The sequence below is a fragment of the Shewanella sp. Koi 1 genome, assembly GCF_052907445.1.
Map to the genome: position 1 here is coordinate 415,413 of NZ_JBREJM010000001.1, position 18,551 is coordinate 433,963.

An 18,551-nucleotide genomic window follows, 5' to 3' on the forward strand; every position below is an offset into this window, starting at 1 on the left:
ATCCTTTTGCCTGTTCTGGGATTATTTTGCACTTATTTGCTGATTTTGCTGAAGTAAAAACTTAGCCCAACCATAATCTTTTTCCACTTGCAGCGCCTGTTGCCAATCTTCAATCGCCCCTTGGGTGTCGCCTAATTCCTGTTTTGCGAGTCCACGCCAAGTGTAAGCTTCGGCCTCACCCCAGCAAATGTCCTCGCAAGGTTGATTAAACCGTTCAATGGCGCTGCTGGCGAGCGTCTTGGCAACTTGCATGCTGCCACCAAACATGGCGGGCGTATTATAGGCGGCAATCGCTTTTACTAATGCGACCCGCGGATTAAGCGGTGCCAGCTGTTCGGCTTGAGCGATGGCATGGGCGGATTTGCTCCCAAGCTCGGCGCCTTTGCTGTTATCCAAGGCGATTTGCATGCCGTAAACGGACGATAATAGTGCGAGGGACTCGGCATCGGCTTGGGTATTGTTGATGGCTTCTAAGCTGGTTTGCGCCGAAGTTAAGGCCTGTTCCGCCAAGGTTTTTTGCCCCATAACATTGGCGGTGATGGCTAAACGATAGTTGGCATAGGCTGCTTCGTAATCCTGTGTTGTCGTGCTGAGCTGTTGTAATTTTTCGATATTCAAGGTGCTTGCCGCTTTGTCGACTTCTGCGATATTGAGACTCGAGTTGGAAGCCGCGAATACGGGCGCGCAGGCGAGGGCAAGGCTTGATAACAGTAAGAATGTTTTCATGGTATTTCCTTATTGAAGTGATAACCCATTGCTTGGGGACGGCTTCATTATCAGAAATACCTTGGCCTGAGTGCAGGCACAAAGGTCATCAATTGGGCATGACAAATGTCATGTCTTAGGCCTAAAAGTAAAACACCGGAGAAGCTCCGGTGTTTTGTAAGGCAAGGCGCAGCGTGTTAAACGACCGCTTGGGTGCTGGCTTGATTGACGAGGTAAACCATGTAGCCTAAGTAAGCGACAAGCAGCGTGACACCTTCACGGCGACCGATGCGTAGTCCCGACCAAGCGAAGGGTAAAATCACCACGGCTAAGGCAAGCATCACGATAAAGTCGAAGGATTGGAAACCTAAGGCTGATACTGGGTGCACAATCGCAGTCACACCTAAAATACCTAAAATGTTGAATAGGTTAGAGCCAACCACGTTACCGATAGCGATATCGCTCTCACCTTTGAGTGCCGCTAAAACAGAGGTCACTAACTCTGGCATGCTGGTGCCGATAGCGACAATGGTTAAGCCGATAATGACTTCACTCACGCCAAACACTTTAGCTAAATCGACCGCACCGTTCACAAATAAAATCCCGCCACCGACTAACATGCCGATGCCTACAACAATAAAGGCCACTGAGAGTAATGGGTTTTTAGGGCCTTCTTCGATGATTTCACCATCGGCATCTGTGGTATTTTTCGAGCTGAAATAGCTGAATACGAGGTAGCCAACAAGCAGCGATAATAAAATCACGCCGTCAATCAGGCTGAGTTCGCCGTCCAATAACAATCCCCAAAACAGCATAGAGGCGAGGATCATCAAGGGGATATCCCGTCTTACCATCTGTGACTGTACTTGAATCGGGCGAATAAGAGCTGTAATCGCCAAAATCAAACCAATGTTGGCGATGTTAGAGCCAATCACGTTACCCAGCGCAATGCCGCTATTACCTGCCAGTGCTGACTTGACACTCACCGCAAGTTCGGGCGCGCTGGTACCAAAGGCCACAATGGTTAAGCCTATGATGAGTGGCGTAATGCCAAGACGTAGGGCGATGGAGCTCGCGCCACGGACTAAGGCTTCTGCGCCTAAGGTTAAAATGATAAAGCCGCCGATAATTGAAAGTGCAATGAGCATTTTAGACTCTGTTAAACCTAATTAAGTGAATTGATTTAAGGTGTATCACCTTACGCTGACAGGCGCACATGATACGTGTTTTTCAAACGCTTTGACAGAATATGTCATAAAAAAGCACACCGAAAAGGTGTGCTTTAGAGGTGAGTGTCATTACGTCAGGATTCGATGGGTTATTTTGCAGATAACTCATCTTCCCAGCGTACTTGCGCACCGCGAATACCGTCGACACGTTCGCTAAATGCCTTCTCGAGCACATGACGTTTGATCTTCAGTGTCGGAGTTAGCACATCGTTTTCGATGGTCCAAGGCTCGTTCACGACCACAATCGCATCCACATGCTCATGGGACTCTAAATGTGGGTTCACGCTATCGAGGGTCGCTTTTAAAGATGTGCGAACTTCCTCGCGGGCTTGTAAGGTCGCGCCCTCGGAAAGTTGCACTAATGCGACGGGATGCGGCAGACCAGAACCAATAACGCAAATCAGCTCCACATGGGGATCCTGCGCGAGCTTACGTTCAATTGGCACTGGAGCGACGTATTTACCCTTAGCGGTTTTAAAGTTGTCCTTCACGCGGCCAGTGATAGTCACACAACCATCGGCATCGATAGCGCAGAGGTCGCCAGTATGGAAAAAACCATCGGGATCGAAGGCCGCTGCTGTTGCTTCGGGTTGCAGATAATAGGCCGTCATCAGGCCGGGACTCTTCAGTAGCAGTTCGCCGTCTTCACCCTGGCGGATTTGGCAATCCTGCACGGGTTTACCCACAGTGCCGATTTTGCGCACATCGAAGGGATAGTTGATGATGGAGTAAGCACAGTTTTCCGTCATCCCCCAGGCTTCGCAGATATCCAAGCCAATGCTGTGGTACCAGTGAATAAGAGAGGGCGGAATAGGCGCCGAGCCAGAGCCGAGTAAGCGGCAATGGTTGAGTCCTAACCCTTTGTGGATCTTGTGTTTTACTAGGCTGCTAATCAGTGGGATTTTTAGCAATAGATTGAGTTTGCCAACACCAATCTTGTCGATAATGTTCTTCTGGAACAGGCTCCACAGCCGTGGAACCGAGAAAAACACCGTCGGCTTAGCGCGCTGCACATCGGCAACGAAGGAATCTAAGCTTTCGACGAAGGCGACTGTGCTGCCAGAATAAAAAGACGAGCCTTCGATCGCCACGCGCTCGGTAATATGCGCTAACGGTAAGTAGGACAATAATCTGTCGTTGCCATTGGTACGCAGATCGCGCACCACGGCTTGGCAAGTCCAGCCATAGCTGGCAAACGTCTGAATCGCGCCCTTAGGTTGGCCCGTTGAGCCAGAGGTGTAAATCAGAGTCATGGTCTGATCAAGCTCAGGTAACGGCGCTTCAATCAGAGGGTTGCCCATCTTGAGCAGTTGTTCCCACTGATATTGGGCCGGCATGGTCTCATAGGGCATGGCAAGGCGGAGTAATTCGCCGCCGACGCCGGCTTCTTGATCGGCCCAGTGGTCGAGCTTGCCGAGGAAAATCGCTTTGGCACCACTATGTTGCAACACATAGCGGATAGTATCTGTATTGGCGGTGGGGTAGATGGGAACGCTGATATAGCCGCCGTGCATCAAGGCGAGGTCGGTAATAAACCATTCGGCGCAGTTTTTAGAGAGCACGGCAATCTTATTGCCCGGCTCTAAGCCTAAATGGCGCAGTGCACCCGCGAGTTGCTGCACTTTTTCTTGCACTTCATTCCACGTGAAATCAAGGTATTGACCCTTGATGGGCTGGCGCAAATAGATCTCATCCCCACGTGTATTCGCCCAGTGCGCCAACATTTCAACTGGCGTCTTAATCGCATTATCCATAGGCAATTCCCTGTTCTTTATTGTTATTTTAACCCCAACATAGGTGCCCAGTATGGCGAGTTTTGTGAGGCCACGCAAATAGTTTGCAAGATTGTAAAATCTTAAAATTGGCGGACTAGCCTATCGTTTGAGTATGAAATGAAAATGAACTTAATCACAGGTCAGAGCAGGAGCCGCGGGCACATTAGGCAATAAAAAAGGCGCCTAAGCGCCTCGTAAAATCGGTGGAAGCTTACAGCTCCATCACGCCGTCCATTTCGACTTGCGCATCCTTAGGCAGCTGCTTCACACCGATAGCGGCGCGAGCAGGGTAAGGTTGGCTGAAGTAACGGCTCATGATTTCATTCACTTTTGCGAAGTGGCTTAAGTCCGTTAGGAAGATATTGAGCTTAACGATATCGTTGATCGTGCCGCCAGCTGCGGTACAAACGGCCGTTAAGTTTTCAAACACTTGCACAACTTGCGCCTCAAAATCATCGCTCACGATTTGCATTGTGCTTGGCACCAGTGGGATTTGGCCGGATAAATACACTGTGCTGCCGACTTTAACCGCTTGAGAATAAGTGCCAATTGCCGCTGGGGCGTTTTCGGTCGCGATAATGATTTTTTCTGCCATGACGCTCTCTCTAAAGTAATGATCAACGATTACGGGATGTACGCAATACCTCGGGCAGTACCCGGATACGGCGCATCACGTTAGCTAAATGGATCCTGTCCTTCACCGAAATTCGCAGGTTAATCAAGTAAACGCGGCCATCGCGCTCTTCGGTGCTAAGGTTGTGAATGTTCGAGCCCTCGGCGGCGATAATCGAGGTGATCTTCGCCAGCGCGCCTTGGTGGTTAACAATTTCCACCCGCAGATTGGCTTGATACTCGACGCCTTCGACATTGTCCCACTGTACGGGAATGTATTTATCTGGCTCGCCTTGGTAACCGCGAATGTTAGCGCAGTTTTCCATGTGGACGACTAAGCCTTTACCTTGGCTCACGTGGGCAATCACCGCATCACCTGGGATGGGGCGGCAACAGTTAGCGAAGGTTACTAACATGCCTTCGGCGCCACGGATTGGCATCAGGTGGGAATCGCGGCTCTCTTGATTTTCTAAATTATCGCCAATCAAACGTTGGGCGATGACTATGCTCATGGCATTGCCAAGACCGATGTCGGCGAGTAAGGAATTTAAATTGGCGTGCTTGGTATCGCGCACGACTTTATCAATCTGCTCGGCAGGAATGCTATCGAGCTTGGTTTTACCCAGCGCATGGTTTAGCAAACGGCGGCCAAGGGCGATAGCATCGTCTGCTTTTAGGCTCTTAAGCACTTGGCGGATTTTGGCGCGGGCTTTACCCGTCACCACAAAGTTAAGCCAAGCGGCATTCGGACGCGCGCCTTTGGCGGTAATGATCTCAACGGTTTGGCCGGAGATTAATGGCTGGCTTAACGGATAAGCTTGGCGGTTAACGCGGGCGCCGACACAGGTATTGCCCACATCGGTGTGGACTTCATAGGCAAAGTCGACGGCGGTGGCGTTAACCGGTAATTCTAAAATGCGACCTTCGGGGGTAAAGACGTAAATCTCTTCGGGGAAGAGTTCGGTTTTAACGTTTTCCACGAATTCGAACGAGGTGCTGGCGCTCTGTTGCAGTTCCAGCAAGCTTTGCATCCACTTACGGGCACGCACTTGCGTGGTGGTGCCTTGACCATCGGCGCCGCCTTTATAAGCCCAGTGGGCCGCAACCCCTTTGTCGGCCATTTGATCCATATCTTCGGTACGAATTTGGATCTCGACGGGCACGCCGTGTGGGCCGAATAACGAGGTATGTAGCGACTGATAACCGTTGGCTTTTGGGATGGCGATATAATCTTTAAAGCGACCCGGACGCGGTTTATACAGGCCGTGCATAGCACCGAGGACGCGGTAGCAAGTATCGATGGAGTCGACGATGACGCGAAAGGCGTAGATATCCATTACCTCTTGGAACTGGAGTTCCTTGCTCTGCATCTTGTTGTAGATGGAGTAGAGGTTTTTCTCGCGACCTTTGACTTTGCCTTTAATGCCCGCATCGTTTAGGCGAGTTAATATCGCAGCTTCAATGCCTTGAATCAGTTCTTTACGGTTACCTCGGGCTGCTTTGACCACTTCCTTTAACACCCGATAGCGCATCGGATAATAGGCTTGGAAGCCTAAATCCTCTAACTCCGTCTTGATATTGTGGATACCGAGTCGGTTGGCAATCGGCGCGTAAATCTCTAAGGTTTCGCGGGCAATGCGGCGGCGTTTATCGGGGCGCAGTGCACCTAAGGTACGCATGTTGTGGGTACGGTCGGCAAGCTTGATGAGAATAACGCGGATATCCTGCGTCATCGCCATCATCATTTTGCGAAAGTTTTCCGCTTGGGCTTCTTTTTTATCGCGAAATTTCAGCTTGTCGAGCTTAGACACCCCTTCAACCAACTCTGCCACGGCTTCGCCAAATTGTTCGGCCAAGTCCTCTTTGGTGACATAGGTATCTTCGATGGTGTCGTGCAGCAAAGCCGCCATCAGCGTCTCGTGATCGAGACGCATCTCGGCGAGGATGCGGGCGACCGCAACCGGATGGGTAATATAAGGTTCGCCGCTAGTGCGCATTTGCCCTTCATGGGCATCACGCGCAACTTGGTACGCCTGCTTGAGCAATTCTACCTGTTCGGGTTCTAAGTAACCGGAAGCAGACTCCTTTAGACCTTCAAACAGATACAAGTGGCAGCTCTCCTTTACCCAAACAGGTGTGACTCAATTAGACTTATAGTGAACGGCCTTCAGCGATGGCGGCAACAGCTGCGATTTCAGCAGCTTCACGCTCACGCACTGATTGACGCTCGTCAGCATCTAAAGTGTGAGCATTCACTAAACCTAGTTCGATTTCACGCAGGGCGATAACCGTTGGCTTGTCGTTCATCTCTTCAACCATAGGGTCTTTACCCTGCACGGCGATTTGGCGAGCACGACGCGCCGCAACCAGGATCATATCAAAACGGTTGCCGATTTGTTCTACGGCGTCTTCTACAGTTACGCGAGCCATGTGTTGAAACTCCAGTTTATCTAGGGAAAAAATGACGCAAAATTGTACACTAAGGCAGTTAGCCTGCCAACAGATCGTTAAGCATATCATTTTGCGCGTGGATCTGACTAGCACCCGTTAAGCGTTGGCTGCGAATGATCGCCCGCAGATCGGCCAGTGCTGTGTCAAAATCGTCATTGACGATAATAAAATCATATTCTTTATAGTGCGACATTTCAGAAACCGCCTGTGCCATACGGCTGGCGATAACTTCCTGACTGTCTTGGCCACGGCCAGTGAGGCGACGTTCTAGCTCATCCCTTGAGGGCGGTAGAATAAATACACCAATGGCCTCTGGCATCACGGCTTTGACTTGCTGGGCGCCTTGCCAGTCGATATCGAGGAACACATCGATACCTTGAGTCAAAGTGTGCTCAATGACGTGGCGTGAAGTGCCATAGTAGTTACCGAACACTTCGGCCCACTCGAAAAAGGCATTTTGCTCGATCAGTGCTTTAAATTCTTCAACATTAACAAAATGGTAGTGCTGACCATTCACTTCACCAGGGCGAGGCGCACGGGTAGTGTGCGACACTGAAACCTGCATGTCGGCAGGTTTGTCTTTCAGCAGCGCCGAAATCAGCGAGGATTTACCAGCACCACTCGGGGCTGAAACAATAAATAAATTTCCGCGTGCGGTCATGAGCAAAATATCCAGTTGGTTAACGCAAGAAGGGCCCAGAAAGCCGAGCATTATACAGATTTTGACCTTAAAAACGCTAGCTAACAATGGCACTCAATTGGTGATTTTGTGGTCGACACGAATTTCCTCTGACGATTTTAGCGGTTAGGTGCTAGCTCGAGGTTGCTTGTTTCAAATCTCTACACATCAGCATCGGCTGGTAATCGAGGATTTAAGCCTGATTTAGTTTTAGATGGATATTATCGGCATTTTTATCCGTCTAGTGCCTTATAGCACTGACAATTGCGGCTAAATTCGTTACGCTCGTGCCTATGCGACATTGAGAGTCGTGTGCGCTAGGATTATTTCACTATAAAGGAAGGGTCGTGCTGTTAAAATCTCTTTTCTGCCTTCATGGGCGTGATTCCCGTCCCCGCTTTGTGGCCATCAGTGTTGGTGTGTATTTGAGCATTTCACTGGCTGTCGCCGCGTTTGGGGCGAACTTTTTAATGTATCTTTTAGCGTTAGTGGGCTTACCTTTGCTCGCCCTTACTGCGCTGCGCCGTTTAAATGATGCGGCTAAGCCTAAGGCCTTGGTTGCAGTCTTTATTCTGCCGCTACTGATTTTACTGGCGCTGTATATAGTGGCTGCGCCGCCCGTAGTCGCCATTCTAGGGCTGGTCTTGGGCGCTGGAGCGACCTTTTGGGGCACACGTTTAACCTCTCCCACCTTAGTGGAGTATCGTTTGGGCTATTATGGTCCAGCATTAGATATCCCAACCTCGCAGGCCGTTCCCCGTCGCCGAGTCGAGCCCGTATTAACACCAAAGGCTGCAGCGGCACAGAGTGCCGATGTCTCCCATGTTGCGCCGGATATTCCGGTATCGACAGAGGCCGAAACTTATTCCCATACTGAACCTACAAGCGCTTCCCCCGTTGTGGATGCCGACTTGGATGCCTTGCGCCAAGATGAACTGCGTTTCGATGCGTTAACTAAAATGACGCAAAATCCTGCTGATTTTGTCGTGCAAGATGCGTTACTCGAGGGCCACGCCGATTTTCGTCCTGCCAATCAGGGGCGAGTAGAGCAAACCCGCATTGACATCGCCGATGTGGATTTAGCCCAAGTCGATTTACAGGGCGCGGAATTTAAACGCGCACCACTCGACCCAGCCGAGCACAGTGATGAGCCGGTATGGCGTTTCGACCCCGATGAAGATACCGCAGCCTTTAACGATACTGAACATGCTGAAGAAGTGCGTCGTCGCCGCGCCGAGGCGAAAGAGTCAGGCTCAATGACTGAGCTGTTTAGAGGCGTTGCTGAGTTTTTTGCTCCCTATCGACGTTTTATTAAGTTGCCTTCTTTACCTAAGCTTGAGCGCCGTTATTGGTTGCCCGTCGGTGGTGGGGTAGGCGCTGTGTTGTTAGTCCTACTGGTGTGGGGATTGTGGCCCAATAGCGATGAGTCACAGGCTGAAGAAGCTGCTCCTGTCGTGCCCTCTGCGCCTATTGCCGCAAGCGATCGTGTAACCTTAGATATGCCCGATGGTTTTTCGGTGGCGTTAGAGCAAGATGTGTTAATTATTCGCTGGTTAGGTGAACGTGGTAAGCCGCAACAGCTGTGGTCTATTGCTACGGCCAAGGGCGATAAGAGTTGTAGCGCGCTGGTGTTTAATAATGGCACTGAGTATCGCACGATCAGCGTGGATTTGCTTGCCGATTCGGCAACGGAGGCGCGTTTCACGCCGCTGGATACGGCCAATATCATCACAGATCTGGCTCGTCGTGGCAGTATCGGTTTATGTGGTTACAAGTTCAGCCTCAAGGGCAGCCAAGCAGTTTTAGAGCCTAATCGCAATTTTGGTAATTATTTAGCCCGTTAAATCGATAAAATTCTAGTCAGGACTAGAGGGGTAGATTACACTTTTGCTCCTCTTTTTCTCCAATCTTGTTTTAAATGCGCTCGCATAGCCGATTGCGGCGAGGTTCGGGAAAATATCTTTAATACGAACTGAACACTAATCCCACATGAATACAGATTTGACCTTAGTCATTATGGCGGCAGGGCTAGGTAGTCGTTTTGGCGGCGATAAGCAATTGGCCTCCCTCGGTCCTGCGGGCGAACCCATGTTGGTGTTATCGATACAGTCGGCGATCCGCAGCGGATTTAAGCGTGCAGCGCTGGTTATCCGCCCAGAATTGGAAGCGGAACTCCTTGAGCTATTGATACGCTTTTTGCCGGCAGACTTTGAGTATCACTTCTGTTATCAGTCGCTCACCGATTTACCCGCCGAAGCGCAGCTTGCGGATGTGAGCCATCGTTTAAAGCCTTGGGGAACTGCTCATGCCCTGTGGTGCGCCCGTGATAGTGTTAATGGGCCAATGGCTGTGATCAATGCCGATGATTTTTATGGCGACAGCGCCTTTGCTTCTTTAGCGAAGGGATTAACCGCAAGGCCCCATGATTGGATGATGGTGGCTTATCCGATTGAGCTGACCTTGTCCGAGCACGGTGGCGTGAATCGTGGCTTATGCCAAGTGGAGCAGGGGCAACTGCGCTCCGTCGCCGAATGGTTGAATATTGAAGCCCAAGATCATGGTTTTATCGGTGAAGGCCCAGAGGGATTGGCACCGCTTCCTTCGCAGTCGCTGGTCTCTATGACCTGTTGGGGCTTCTCGCCAAGCATATTTGATGTTATTAAACGTGAATTAATCGAATTTATCGAACAACAAGGCCAATTGCCTAAATCTGAATGCTATTTGCCCGCCGTGGTTCAGGCGGGAATTGAGCAAGGTGTGCCCGTGTTTGTCGATGTGGCCAGCGAACCTTGGCTCGGTGTGACCTATCCGCAGGATACTGTCTGGGTAAAGCAAAAATTAATGGAGTTATTGAGTGATAAAACTCATTAGGCAGTCTGTGTTGCCTCATTTTGGAATTGAAGCTGACGAGGCAAAAATCTCAGCGTTAGGGAATGGTCATATTAACGATACCTTGTTAGTGCGTTGGCCCTCGGGTGAATTAGTTCTGCAACGTATTAACACCCAAGTGTTTAAGACGCCACAGGCATTGGTAAGCAATGCCGATAAAATTAGCCATCATTTGTGTGCTAAGGCATTACAACAGCAATATGGCTTGCAGGTTGTGAGTCCTTGCCTTACCCAAGAGGGTGAGCTGGCTATCGACTTGGGGGAGCAGGGTTTTTGGCGTGCCATCAGTTATTTGCCCCACAGTTTAAGTATCGAAGTGGTGAAGTCTGAAGCCGAAGCCGAAATGGCGGCTAAGGCCTTTGGTCATTTTGCCTGTGCCTTGAGTGATTTCGACGCCACTCAGCTTGAGGATGTGATCCCGCAGTTTCATCACTTGCCGGGACGGATGGAAATGCTGCGCCAAGCGGTGCAGCAGGATAAGGCTAAGCGGTTAGATTTATGCCGTAACTGGGTCGATTACGCTCTGTCACAGCAGAGTTTATTAGATGAGCTCGCCGATATTTCGCCACAGCTCCCGCTACGTATTTGTCACAACGACACTAAAATCAACAACATGCTGTTTGATAAGCGCGACATGTCGAGCATGGCAATTATCGACCTCGATACTTGCATGAAAGGGCATTTGATGTATGACTTTGGCGATATGGTGCGTACCTTCTGCTCGCCCGAAGCCGAAGATTCGACCGCCCTTGAGAATGTCAAAGTGCGCCAATCCATCTTTGCCGCCATTTGCCGTGGTTATTTAAGTGAACTGGGCGAAGTGTTAACTGAGGTCGAAAAACGTAGCCTCTGGCTCGGGGCACGAGTGATTTGCTTGATGATTGGCGTGCGTTTTTTAACGGACTATCTGAATGGTGACGTGTATTTCCACGTGCACCGTGAGGGCCATAATCTGGATAGAGCGGCGAATCAGTTTACCTTGTATCAAAGCCTGCTCGACCAAGAGGCTGAACTTAAAGCCTGTTTCTAGTCTGCTTTCTGTTAGCAAACGCCCCATTTGGGGCGTTTTGTTTTTTACTTATATACGACATAATTGCAACATCAAAACCCCTCAGTCTCATATGGATTTGGCTTGTAATGGGCACCCTAGAAGCTCCCACTGCATTAACGTGTTCGCGCCGTAGTGCTAGAAATCTCTGGTTAAGATGCACTCTGCGCCGCTCGCAGCAGGAAGCCGTGGCTTCATCGATGATGACGGCGACGAGTGATAACTTTTTCAATGCTTACGCAATTTTTCTCGGTGCCAGTCTTGCGCAAATGGGCTTTGTTACTGGTTTACCGCAGCTCTTCGGGGCGATGTCACAGTTAGTTTCTGTCTGGTTAGCGAGCCATTTTTCCCGTCGCGGGTTTATCGTTTGCTGCGCCGCTTTGCAGGCGGTTGTGGTATTGGCGATGGGCGGGTTAGCGGCCTTTCGCCCCGATCATGCAGTGTGGATATTTATCGCGCTTGCCGTCGGGTATCACGGTTTTATTAATCTTATTCAACCCCATTGGCGTGCTTGGATGGGGTCGATCGTGCCCGAGCGTCGGCGTGGTACTTTTTTTGCGGCGCGCACCCGCTTAACCATGGGCGCATCCTTAAGCGTATTCTTTATTGGCGGTGGGATTCTTACCTTTACCGATTCGCTGCAAATGGCTTGGTTAGGCTTTACCTTACTGTTTTCAATAGCGGCCATGGGGCGTTTTGTCTCGGCTTGGTTGTTATTGCAAATGCACGACCCGGATCCGCGCGAGGCCAAGCAGCGGGGCGTTTTTATCCAAACCATTCGCAATTTTCGCGGCGCATGGAAGGATAAAACCTTTCGCCAGTACAGCTTGTTTGTGGCCAGTATGCAGGCGATGGTCGCCATATCGGCGCCGTTTTTCGCCGTGTATATGCTAGAAGACCTGCACTTTAGCTATATCGAATTTGTGCTCGCGAGCGTGGCCTCTATAGCGACTCAGTTTGTGACGTTGAAATTTTGGGGGCGATTTAGCGATCAATTTGGCAATCGTTTGGTGATGATTATTACCAGTTGCATGATCCCAAGCTTGCCGCTACTGTGGCTGTTCTCGGATAACTATCTGTATATTCTCCTCATTCAGGCATTTTCGGGCCTCGCGTGGAGCGGCTTTACCTTAAGTACTGCCAATTACCTTTATGATATTCGTCCCTTTCGCAGTGACTTTGCGACCTATGCGGCGCTGCAAGCGTCACTCAGCGCGGGATTGGTGTTTGTGGGGGCGATGGTTGGTGGCACTATTGCCTCCCATGCGGCGGACTTTTTAGTCTGGTCGGGTTGGAATACTTGGCTCAGTAGCCCGATTTTTGTGGTGTTTTTAGTATCGACCATATTGCGCGCATTTGTGACACTGTGGTTTATTCCGCGCTCGGTCGAGCCCAAAGTCAGGCCAAGGCCGCAGTTACTACAACTTATCTTCCGTATCCGCGGCTTTAATGCGATTTCGGGCGTGAGTCTCGACTGGTTAACTGTGGTAAAGCGCCGAAATACCCCTGATTAGCTTTACTATCCGTTAGGGTTTTAAAGCTTATAATCGAAGAACTTACGTTTTTCAGGCCCCGAGGCATTGGCGCTGATCTTATTCGGGTGTTTATATTCATCCCAACTAGCCACATTGCGGCCGACATTGAGTTTAGGAAAGTTCTGTTGGTTTTCGGCGCTGGCTAAGCCCATAAATGCTAATAGCTGGGCGAAGGCGCCTTGCTGGCTCACATCGACTGATAAGAAGTCATCTCGGCCGGCAAAATAGTCCAACACGCTTTGTTTATGGCGCAGATAACAATCGATAAGATGTTGTTCATCTTGCGGGTTTTCAACCAAACCGACACCAAAGCTATGGCGAAAACTGCGCTTCATAATCGGGTGGAATCGGCCGGTTTGCACATCTAAATGTGGCAGCATTCGACTGAGTAACATCTGCATCGACGGCACCCAAGATTCTAGCTCTCGGTCAAGATAGACAAACTTGGCTTTGGGGAATAATCCATCCAACTGTTTGAAATCGCTAAAACAAGGCGTATCGGAAATTGCATCCGCCTGCATAAAGGCTTCTTTGGTAAAAGCCATGTGCGCCACTTTTAAGCCTTGCTCCAATAAGGCCACGCTCACGCTTGTCGTCCCAGTGCGGGGCAGCCCCATGATAATCAGCTTCTGTTTTTGCTCGGCAGCATGCGATTCATGCATGATGGCACTCGGCTTGATTGCATTTGGCTCGATTGTACTTGGCCTAGTGTCATTTGATTTAGTCGAATCGCACTGTAGTTGATTGAGCCGTACATCTGCGCGATAGTCACGCCCTTGAGAATCGGGAAGGGTGGTAATAGTTGCGTTATCAGGCATGGATTGGGCTCTGCATTCTTGTCAGCGTGGTCGCGATGGGTGTGTAAATGAGGTTTTTACATGAGTGTTTATCAACGTTGGCAGTATATCGCAGTGAGTCGGTTTTGGCAGCGCAAAGCTGTCGTTACGTCGGTATTGCTTTGTAGAGGCAATCAACAGCATAAATCCCTTTATACTAGAAGCATTTGGGCAAGATGAGGCGATTATCTGCATTATTTGCCTCATTTTTCGAGGCGAACAGGTTTGTTAATTGACTCATAATGTGAGTAGAATAGGCTTGTTATTTGACTCATGGGGTAGGATATGTGGATTTGGCAGCAAGCCGATTGGCCTAAATTTCATTGGAATATCAGCAGAGTTGACGCCCTGCTACGTCAGGTATATTTCAATCAGGGCCAACTGCTCGGCAAGCAAATGCTAAGTCACGACGACGGCCAGTTAACCTCAGCCGCAGCACTCGACACCTTACTCGCTAACATTATCCACTCCAGTGCCATTGAAGGTGAAAAGCTCAATGCGGCTTCGGTGCGCTCATCCTTGGCTAAAAAACTCGGCGTGTCCGAAGACAAACCGTATCCGACCACAGTACAAACCGATGGTTTGGCTGACATTATGCTCGATGCCTTAAAAAATTTAGATACAGAGTTAACCCGTGAGCGGATATTAGGTTGGCATAAACAGTTATTTCCTCAGGGTTATACGCTGTTTAACCCCGTTATTGGTGGAGTGCTACGTGGCGATACGCCTATGCAAGTTGTCTCTGGCCGGATTGATAAACCAACGGTGCATTTTGAGGCCCCCTCTCGAGCGACTTTGGACGCTGAACTCTCGCAGTTTATCGAATGGTTTAATGCATCAAGGCAAGGTCTGGGTATCGATCCGCTTATCCGTGCGGCGATAACTCACCTTTGGTTTGTGACTCTGCATCCGCTTGATGACGGTAATGGGCGCATCACGCGTTTATTGACTGATTTAGCTTTGGCGCAAGCGGAAAAACGCTCAATTCGTTTTTACGCTATGTCGGTCAGTATTCTGGCCCGTCGCCAAGCCTACTATGACATTTTAGAGTCCACTCAAAGGGGAGATGTCGATATTACTCCTTGGTTAGTATGGTTTTTTGAAACCCTCAATGATTGCTTACTCAATGCGATGGCAGAGGTGAACAAGACTCTGCGGAAAACGCAGTATTGGCAAAATCTCGATCAATCCTTATTGAGCCAAGAGCAAGCCAAAGTGCTCAATCGGATGTTAGATGGCGATTTTGAATTAGGGATGAATAGTAGCCAGTATCAAAAGGTCGCTAAGGTGAGTCGCGCCACCGCCACCCGTCACCTTGCGCAAATGGTCGAGCAAGGCTTTTTAGTGAAAGCCGACGCTGGCGGCCGAAGTACAAGGTACTTATTGCCGAGTGGGCAGTAGAAGCTAGTTTGCTTTTGTGGGGGAAATGCTCGCCTGCCTAACATATTTCCCGCGTGTAATTACAGCCTTTATCGTAAAAAATCGATTAGTTTAAAGCCTAGGCTATATTAACTCTCTATCGCAAAAGATAAAGCCATCCCACAAATCGCAATTTGAATCAAATTGTTATGTGGTATATTCGCTACAACTTTGATTGTTTGTCTAGGGGCATATCTGGCTATGGAACAGGTCGGGATTTATGAAAAGCTTATTACTCAACTCCTTGAGCAGCGCTTAGATAAGAACATATTTTTTGTTGGAGAAAGGAAGCTAGAAGTTGCTGAGGCAAGTATTTGGCTCTCACGTTTTCTGACTAAAGTAATTGAATATGTGATTAATTCAGTTCCCGCCGATGAAAACCAAGTCTTCAATCAAATCAGTTTGGCTAACCGGTTAGTGATGTGGCTCAAAGAGCACATTAACGATGATGATTTTATTAATGAAAATCTTATCGATAGCCAAGGTCGGATCCTCACGGCTCTTTTTAACAAACAAAATCCGATAGCGACTGATTTACCTAAATATACGGCCGCCATATTTCCATTAACGGGACTCACTCAGAGTGAGCTTTTTTGCGGGAGTAATGCGGGATTATCACTTGAAAGTGAGCTTAAACGTGAGATCCGATCATCGGATAAAATCTATTGGCTGGTGTCATTTATCAAGTGGGCGGGGATTCGCATCTTCAAAAATGAACTTGAGGAATTTACACGCAGCGGTAAAGAGTTACGCATCATCACTACATCCTATATGGGCGCGACGGATGCTAAAGCCGTCGAGTTTCTAGCTAGTTTACCCAATACCCTAGTCAAATTAAGTTACAACACAAAACGTGAAAGGCTGCATGCAAAGTCCTATTTATTTTTACGAAATACGGGGTTTCATACCGGTTATATCGGTTCTTCAAATTTATCGCATTCTGCATTAACCAGCGGGCTTGAGTGGAACCTTAAGATCACCACCCAAGAAATTCCCCACATCATTGATAAATCACTCAGTACCTTTGAAACTTACTGGGAATCGAACGAATTTGAGCTTTTTAGCGGTGATGCGAGCAGTAAAGAAAAATTAAACAATGCGCTCAAAGAAGCGAAAGGCAGTGGCACTGAACCGAGCTCATTTCATTTTGACATTAAGCCGTTTGCGCATCAGCGAGAAATCCTCGAACAGCTTGCAGTAGAGCGAAGCATTCATGGTCGTTTTAAAAATCTCATCGTCGCGGCCACAGGCACGGGTAAGACTATTATATCTGCGTTCGATTTCGCGCAGTTTTATAAGCAACATCCAGAAGCCAATTTTCTATTTGTTGCCCATAGGCAAGAAATTTTACAGCAAGCCCTCGGTGCTTATCGCGGTGTGTTAAAGAACAATCAATTTGGCGAGTTATGGGTGGCAGAGCATATACCAAATAGTTACAAACACTTATTCGCATCTATCCAAAGCTTGAATCTGCAACTTGATAACTTGCCATTAGCGGCTGATTTTTATGATTATATTGTTATTGATGAAGTTCATCACGTTGCTGCGAGTAGTTACCGAGGACTATTAGAACATTTTGAGCCGACGATTTTACTTGGGTTGACGGCAACCCCTGAACGGCATGATGGTGTCGATATTCTGGCTGACTTCTGCGGTGTCATTGCCGCCGAAATACGTTTACCCGAAGCTATTAATCAAAGGCATTTATGTCCTTTTCAATATTTTGCGATTGATGATGAGACCGATCTTCGCAAGTTACATTGGAGTCGTGGCCGATACGACGTCGCTGAGCTGAGCAATTTATACACTCACAATGAACAACGCGTGACGCGTATTATTCGTAGCCTAGCTGAAACCGTAAATGATATTGGCAATATTAAGGCGTTAGCCTTTTGTGTAACCAAGGAACACGCCGAGTATATGGCGAAGAAGTTCAATTTGGAGGGGATCAGCGCCGATGTACTGACCAGTGATAATAGCTCTGAACGGCAACAAAAGCGGCAGAGCTTAGTTAGTGGCAAATTATCCATTTTGTGTGTGGTGGATATTTTTAACGAAGGTGTCGATATTCCAGAAGTGGATACCTTGTTATTTTTACGGCCAACGGAAAGCTTGACCATATTCCTGCAACAACTTGGGCGAGGGTTGCGTCTCACCGATGATAAACAATGCTGTACCGTATTAGATTTTGTTGGCAATTCACGCGATGAATATGATTTTTCTCAGAAATTTAGAGCGTTAGTCGGTAAAACCAATCAGTCGATTAAAGATGAAATTCTCAATGATTTTCCGCATCTACCGCTAGGGTGCCGAATTGAACTTGAAGAGAAAGCGCAGTCGATGATTTTGCGTAATATTAGCCGCGCAACGCTCAATGCCAATCGATTAACCAGTCTAATGGCAAACTTTAAACATCAAACTGACTTGCCGCTCACGCTAGGCAATTTTTTACGCATGAATCCGCAAGTGAGCCTTGAAGATATTTATCGCATAAAGATTAATGGCCAAAGTGGATGGACCTTTTTAGTCGAGGCTGTACAGGGAGAAAAGATTGCAGAACCTGCAGTTCAGCCGGGTTTAGCCAAGGCATATTATCGTGCGATTAACTTCCACTTACTCAGTTGCACGTCATTATCCTATTTAAAATTTATCAAGCAGTTATGCGAAAATGATTTTGTCTTTAATGGGGTGGATCCTATTCAAAATCAGTTTGCTTTGATGTGTCATTACAACTTTTGGGATAAATCAGGTACGGCTTTAAACGTTAACAGTTTAGCGGCTAGCTTGCTGATGTTACGCAATAAGCCGTTGCAAGAAGAGTTGTTGTCTGTTTTGGCGATACTGATTAACCGGATACACCATCAAGAAATGGATTTGGAATTACTCCAACCCACAGCGTTGAAAGTGCACTCTCGTTATACTCGTGAGCAAATTTTAGCGGCGATGGGTGCAAGCACATTTGCTGCTAAATCGCCTTCAAGGGAAGGTGTACTTGCGATTAATGAGCAAAACCTTGAATGTTTATTTGTGACGTTAAATAAATCAGAGAAGCAGTTTTCACCGACAACCATGTATCACGACTATGCGATTAGTGAACATCTATTCCACTGGCAATCGCAAAATAGCGCAAGGCCAGAACTAGGTAGAGGTCTGAGTTATATTGAGCAACAAAAGCTGGGAAAAACCGTGTTGCTGTTTGTTCGAGAGCAGTCAAAAGATGAAAATGGCCGCACTATGGGATTTGTTAATTTTGGCAAAGTGCATTATGTCAGCCATAACGGCTCACAACCCATGAATGTCACATGGCGATTAGAACAGCCAATCCCTGATGTAATGTGGCATGACGCGGCTAAATTGGCTGTGGGTTAAATAT

At 48.4% G+C, this 18,551-nt stretch carries 14 protein-coding genes; 6 read left to right on the plus strand and 8 right to left on the minus strand.

The window, feature by feature from the left end; genetic code table 11:
* Positions 1 to 21: 21 nt before the first annotated feature.
* From ACUZ8J_RS01980 to gmk, 7 genes are all read right to left on the minus strand, one after another.
* Entirely contained in the window at positions 22 to 726 is a 705-nt protein-coding gene (locus tag ACUZ8J_RS01980) for a tetratricopeptide repeat protein (protein ID WP_446692912.1), read from the minus strand.
* A 176-nt stretch (positions 727 to 902) separates the two neighbouring features.
* The gene (locus ACUZ8J_RS01985; RefSeq protein WP_089066759.1) at positions 903 to 1,853 is read right to left on the minus strand and encodes a calcium/sodium antiporter; all 951 of its coding nucleotides are present in this window, start codon (positions 1,851 to 1,853) and stop codon (positions 903 to 905) included.
* A gap of 170 nt (positions 1,854 to 2,023) precedes the next feature.
* Positions 2,024 to 3,688 carry an AMP-binding protein gene (locus tag ACUZ8J_RS01990; protein ID WP_446692913.1) on the minus strand — a complete coding sequence of 555 codons (1,665 nt, stop codon included), beginning with the start codon at positions 3,686 to 3,688 and terminating at the stop codon, positions 2,024 to 2,026.
* A gap of 232 nt (positions 3,689 to 3,920) precedes the next feature.
* Positions 3,921 to 4,304: a RidA family protein gene (locus ACUZ8J_RS01995; protein ID WP_011718553.1), complete on the minus strand. Its 384-nt coding sequence runs from the start codon at positions 4,302 to 4,304 to the stop codon at positions 3,921 to 3,923.
* A 22-nt stretch (positions 4,305 to 4,326) separates the two neighbouring features.
* The gene (gene spoT, locus ACUZ8J_RS02000; protein WP_446692914.1) at positions 4,327 to 6,429 is read right to left on the minus strand and encodes a bifunctional GTP diphosphokinase/guanosine-3',5'-bis pyrophosphate 3'-pyrophosphohydrolase; all 2,103 of its coding nucleotides are present in this window, start codon (positions 6,427 to 6,429) and stop codon (positions 4,327 to 4,329) included.
* Positions 6,430 to 6,472: 43 nt separating this feature from the next.
* Positions 6,473 to 6,751, minus strand: a complete 279-nt coding sequence (gene rpoZ / locus ACUZ8J_RS02005; RefSeq protein ID WP_011624339.1) for a DNA-directed RNA polymerase subunit omega — start codon at positions 6,749 to 6,751, stop codon at positions 6,473 to 6,475.
* A 58-nt stretch (positions 6,752 to 6,809) separates the two neighbouring features.
* Positions 6,810 to 7,433, minus strand: a complete 624-nt coding sequence (gene gmk, locus ACUZ8J_RS02010) for a guanylate kinase (RefSeq protein ID WP_041417076.1) — start codon at positions 7,431 to 7,433, stop codon at positions 6,810 to 6,812.
* Between the two features lie 365 nt (positions 7,434 to 7,798).
* Between gmk and ACUZ8J_RS02015 the strand changes: the two genes are divergently transcribed.
* The 4 genes from ACUZ8J_RS02015 (at position 7,799) to ACUZ8J_RS02030 (ending at position 12,902) form a co-directional block, all read left to right on the plus strand.
* The gene (locus tag ACUZ8J_RS02015) at positions 7,799 to 9,295 is read left to right on the plus strand and encodes a hypothetical protein (RefSeq protein ID WP_446692915.1); all 1,497 of its coding nucleotides are present in this window, start codon (positions 7,799 to 7,801) and stop codon (positions 9,293 to 9,295) included.
* A gap of 145 nt (positions 9,296 to 9,440) precedes the next feature.
* A complete protein-coding gene (locus ACUZ8J_RS02020; protein WP_446692916.1) occupies positions 9,441 to 10,322 on the plus strand; it encodes a nucleotidyltransferase family protein in 882 nt (293 codons plus the stop codon).
* The gene (locus ACUZ8J_RS02025) at positions 10,306 to 11,370 is read left to right on the plus strand and encodes a phosphotransferase enzyme family protein (RefSeq protein ID WP_446692917.1); all 1,065 of its coding nucleotides are present in this window, start codon (positions 10,306 to 10,308) and stop codon (positions 11,368 to 11,370) included. The genes ACUZ8J_RS02020 and ACUZ8J_RS02025 overlap by 17 nt, the downstream gene beginning before the upstream one ends.
* Before the next feature lie 107 nt (positions 11,371 to 11,477).
* Positions 11,478 to 12,902 (plus strand): MFS transporter, encoded by a 1,425-nt coding sequence (locus ACUZ8J_RS02030; RefSeq protein WP_446692918.1) that lies wholly within the window; start codon positions 11,478 to 11,480, stop codon positions 12,900 to 12,902.
* Between the two features lie 20 nt (positions 12,903 to 12,922).
* Here ACUZ8J_RS02030 and ACUZ8J_RS02035 read toward each other — a convergent pair whose 3' ends face one another.
* Entirely contained in the window at positions 12,923 to 13,741 is an 819-nt protein-coding gene (locus tag ACUZ8J_RS02035; protein ID WP_446692919.1) for a sulfotransferase family protein, read from the minus strand.
* A 303-nt stretch (positions 13,742 to 14,044) separates the two neighbouring features.
* Here ACUZ8J_RS02035 and ACUZ8J_RS02040 point away from each other — a divergent pair, with 303 nt between their 5' ends.
* Positions 14,045 to 15,160 (plus strand): Fic family protein, encoded by a 1,116-nt coding sequence (locus ACUZ8J_RS02040; RefSeq protein WP_446692920.1) that lies wholly within the window; start codon positions 14,045 to 14,047, stop codon positions 15,158 to 15,160.
* 219 nt (positions 15,161 to 15,379) lie between these two features.
* Positions 15,380 to 18,547, plus strand: a complete 3,168-nt coding sequence (locus ACUZ8J_RS02045; RefSeq protein WP_446692921.1) for a DUF3427 domain-containing protein — start codon at positions 15,380 to 15,382, stop codon at positions 18,545 to 18,547.
* Positions 18,548 to 18,551: the final 4 nt, after the last annotated feature.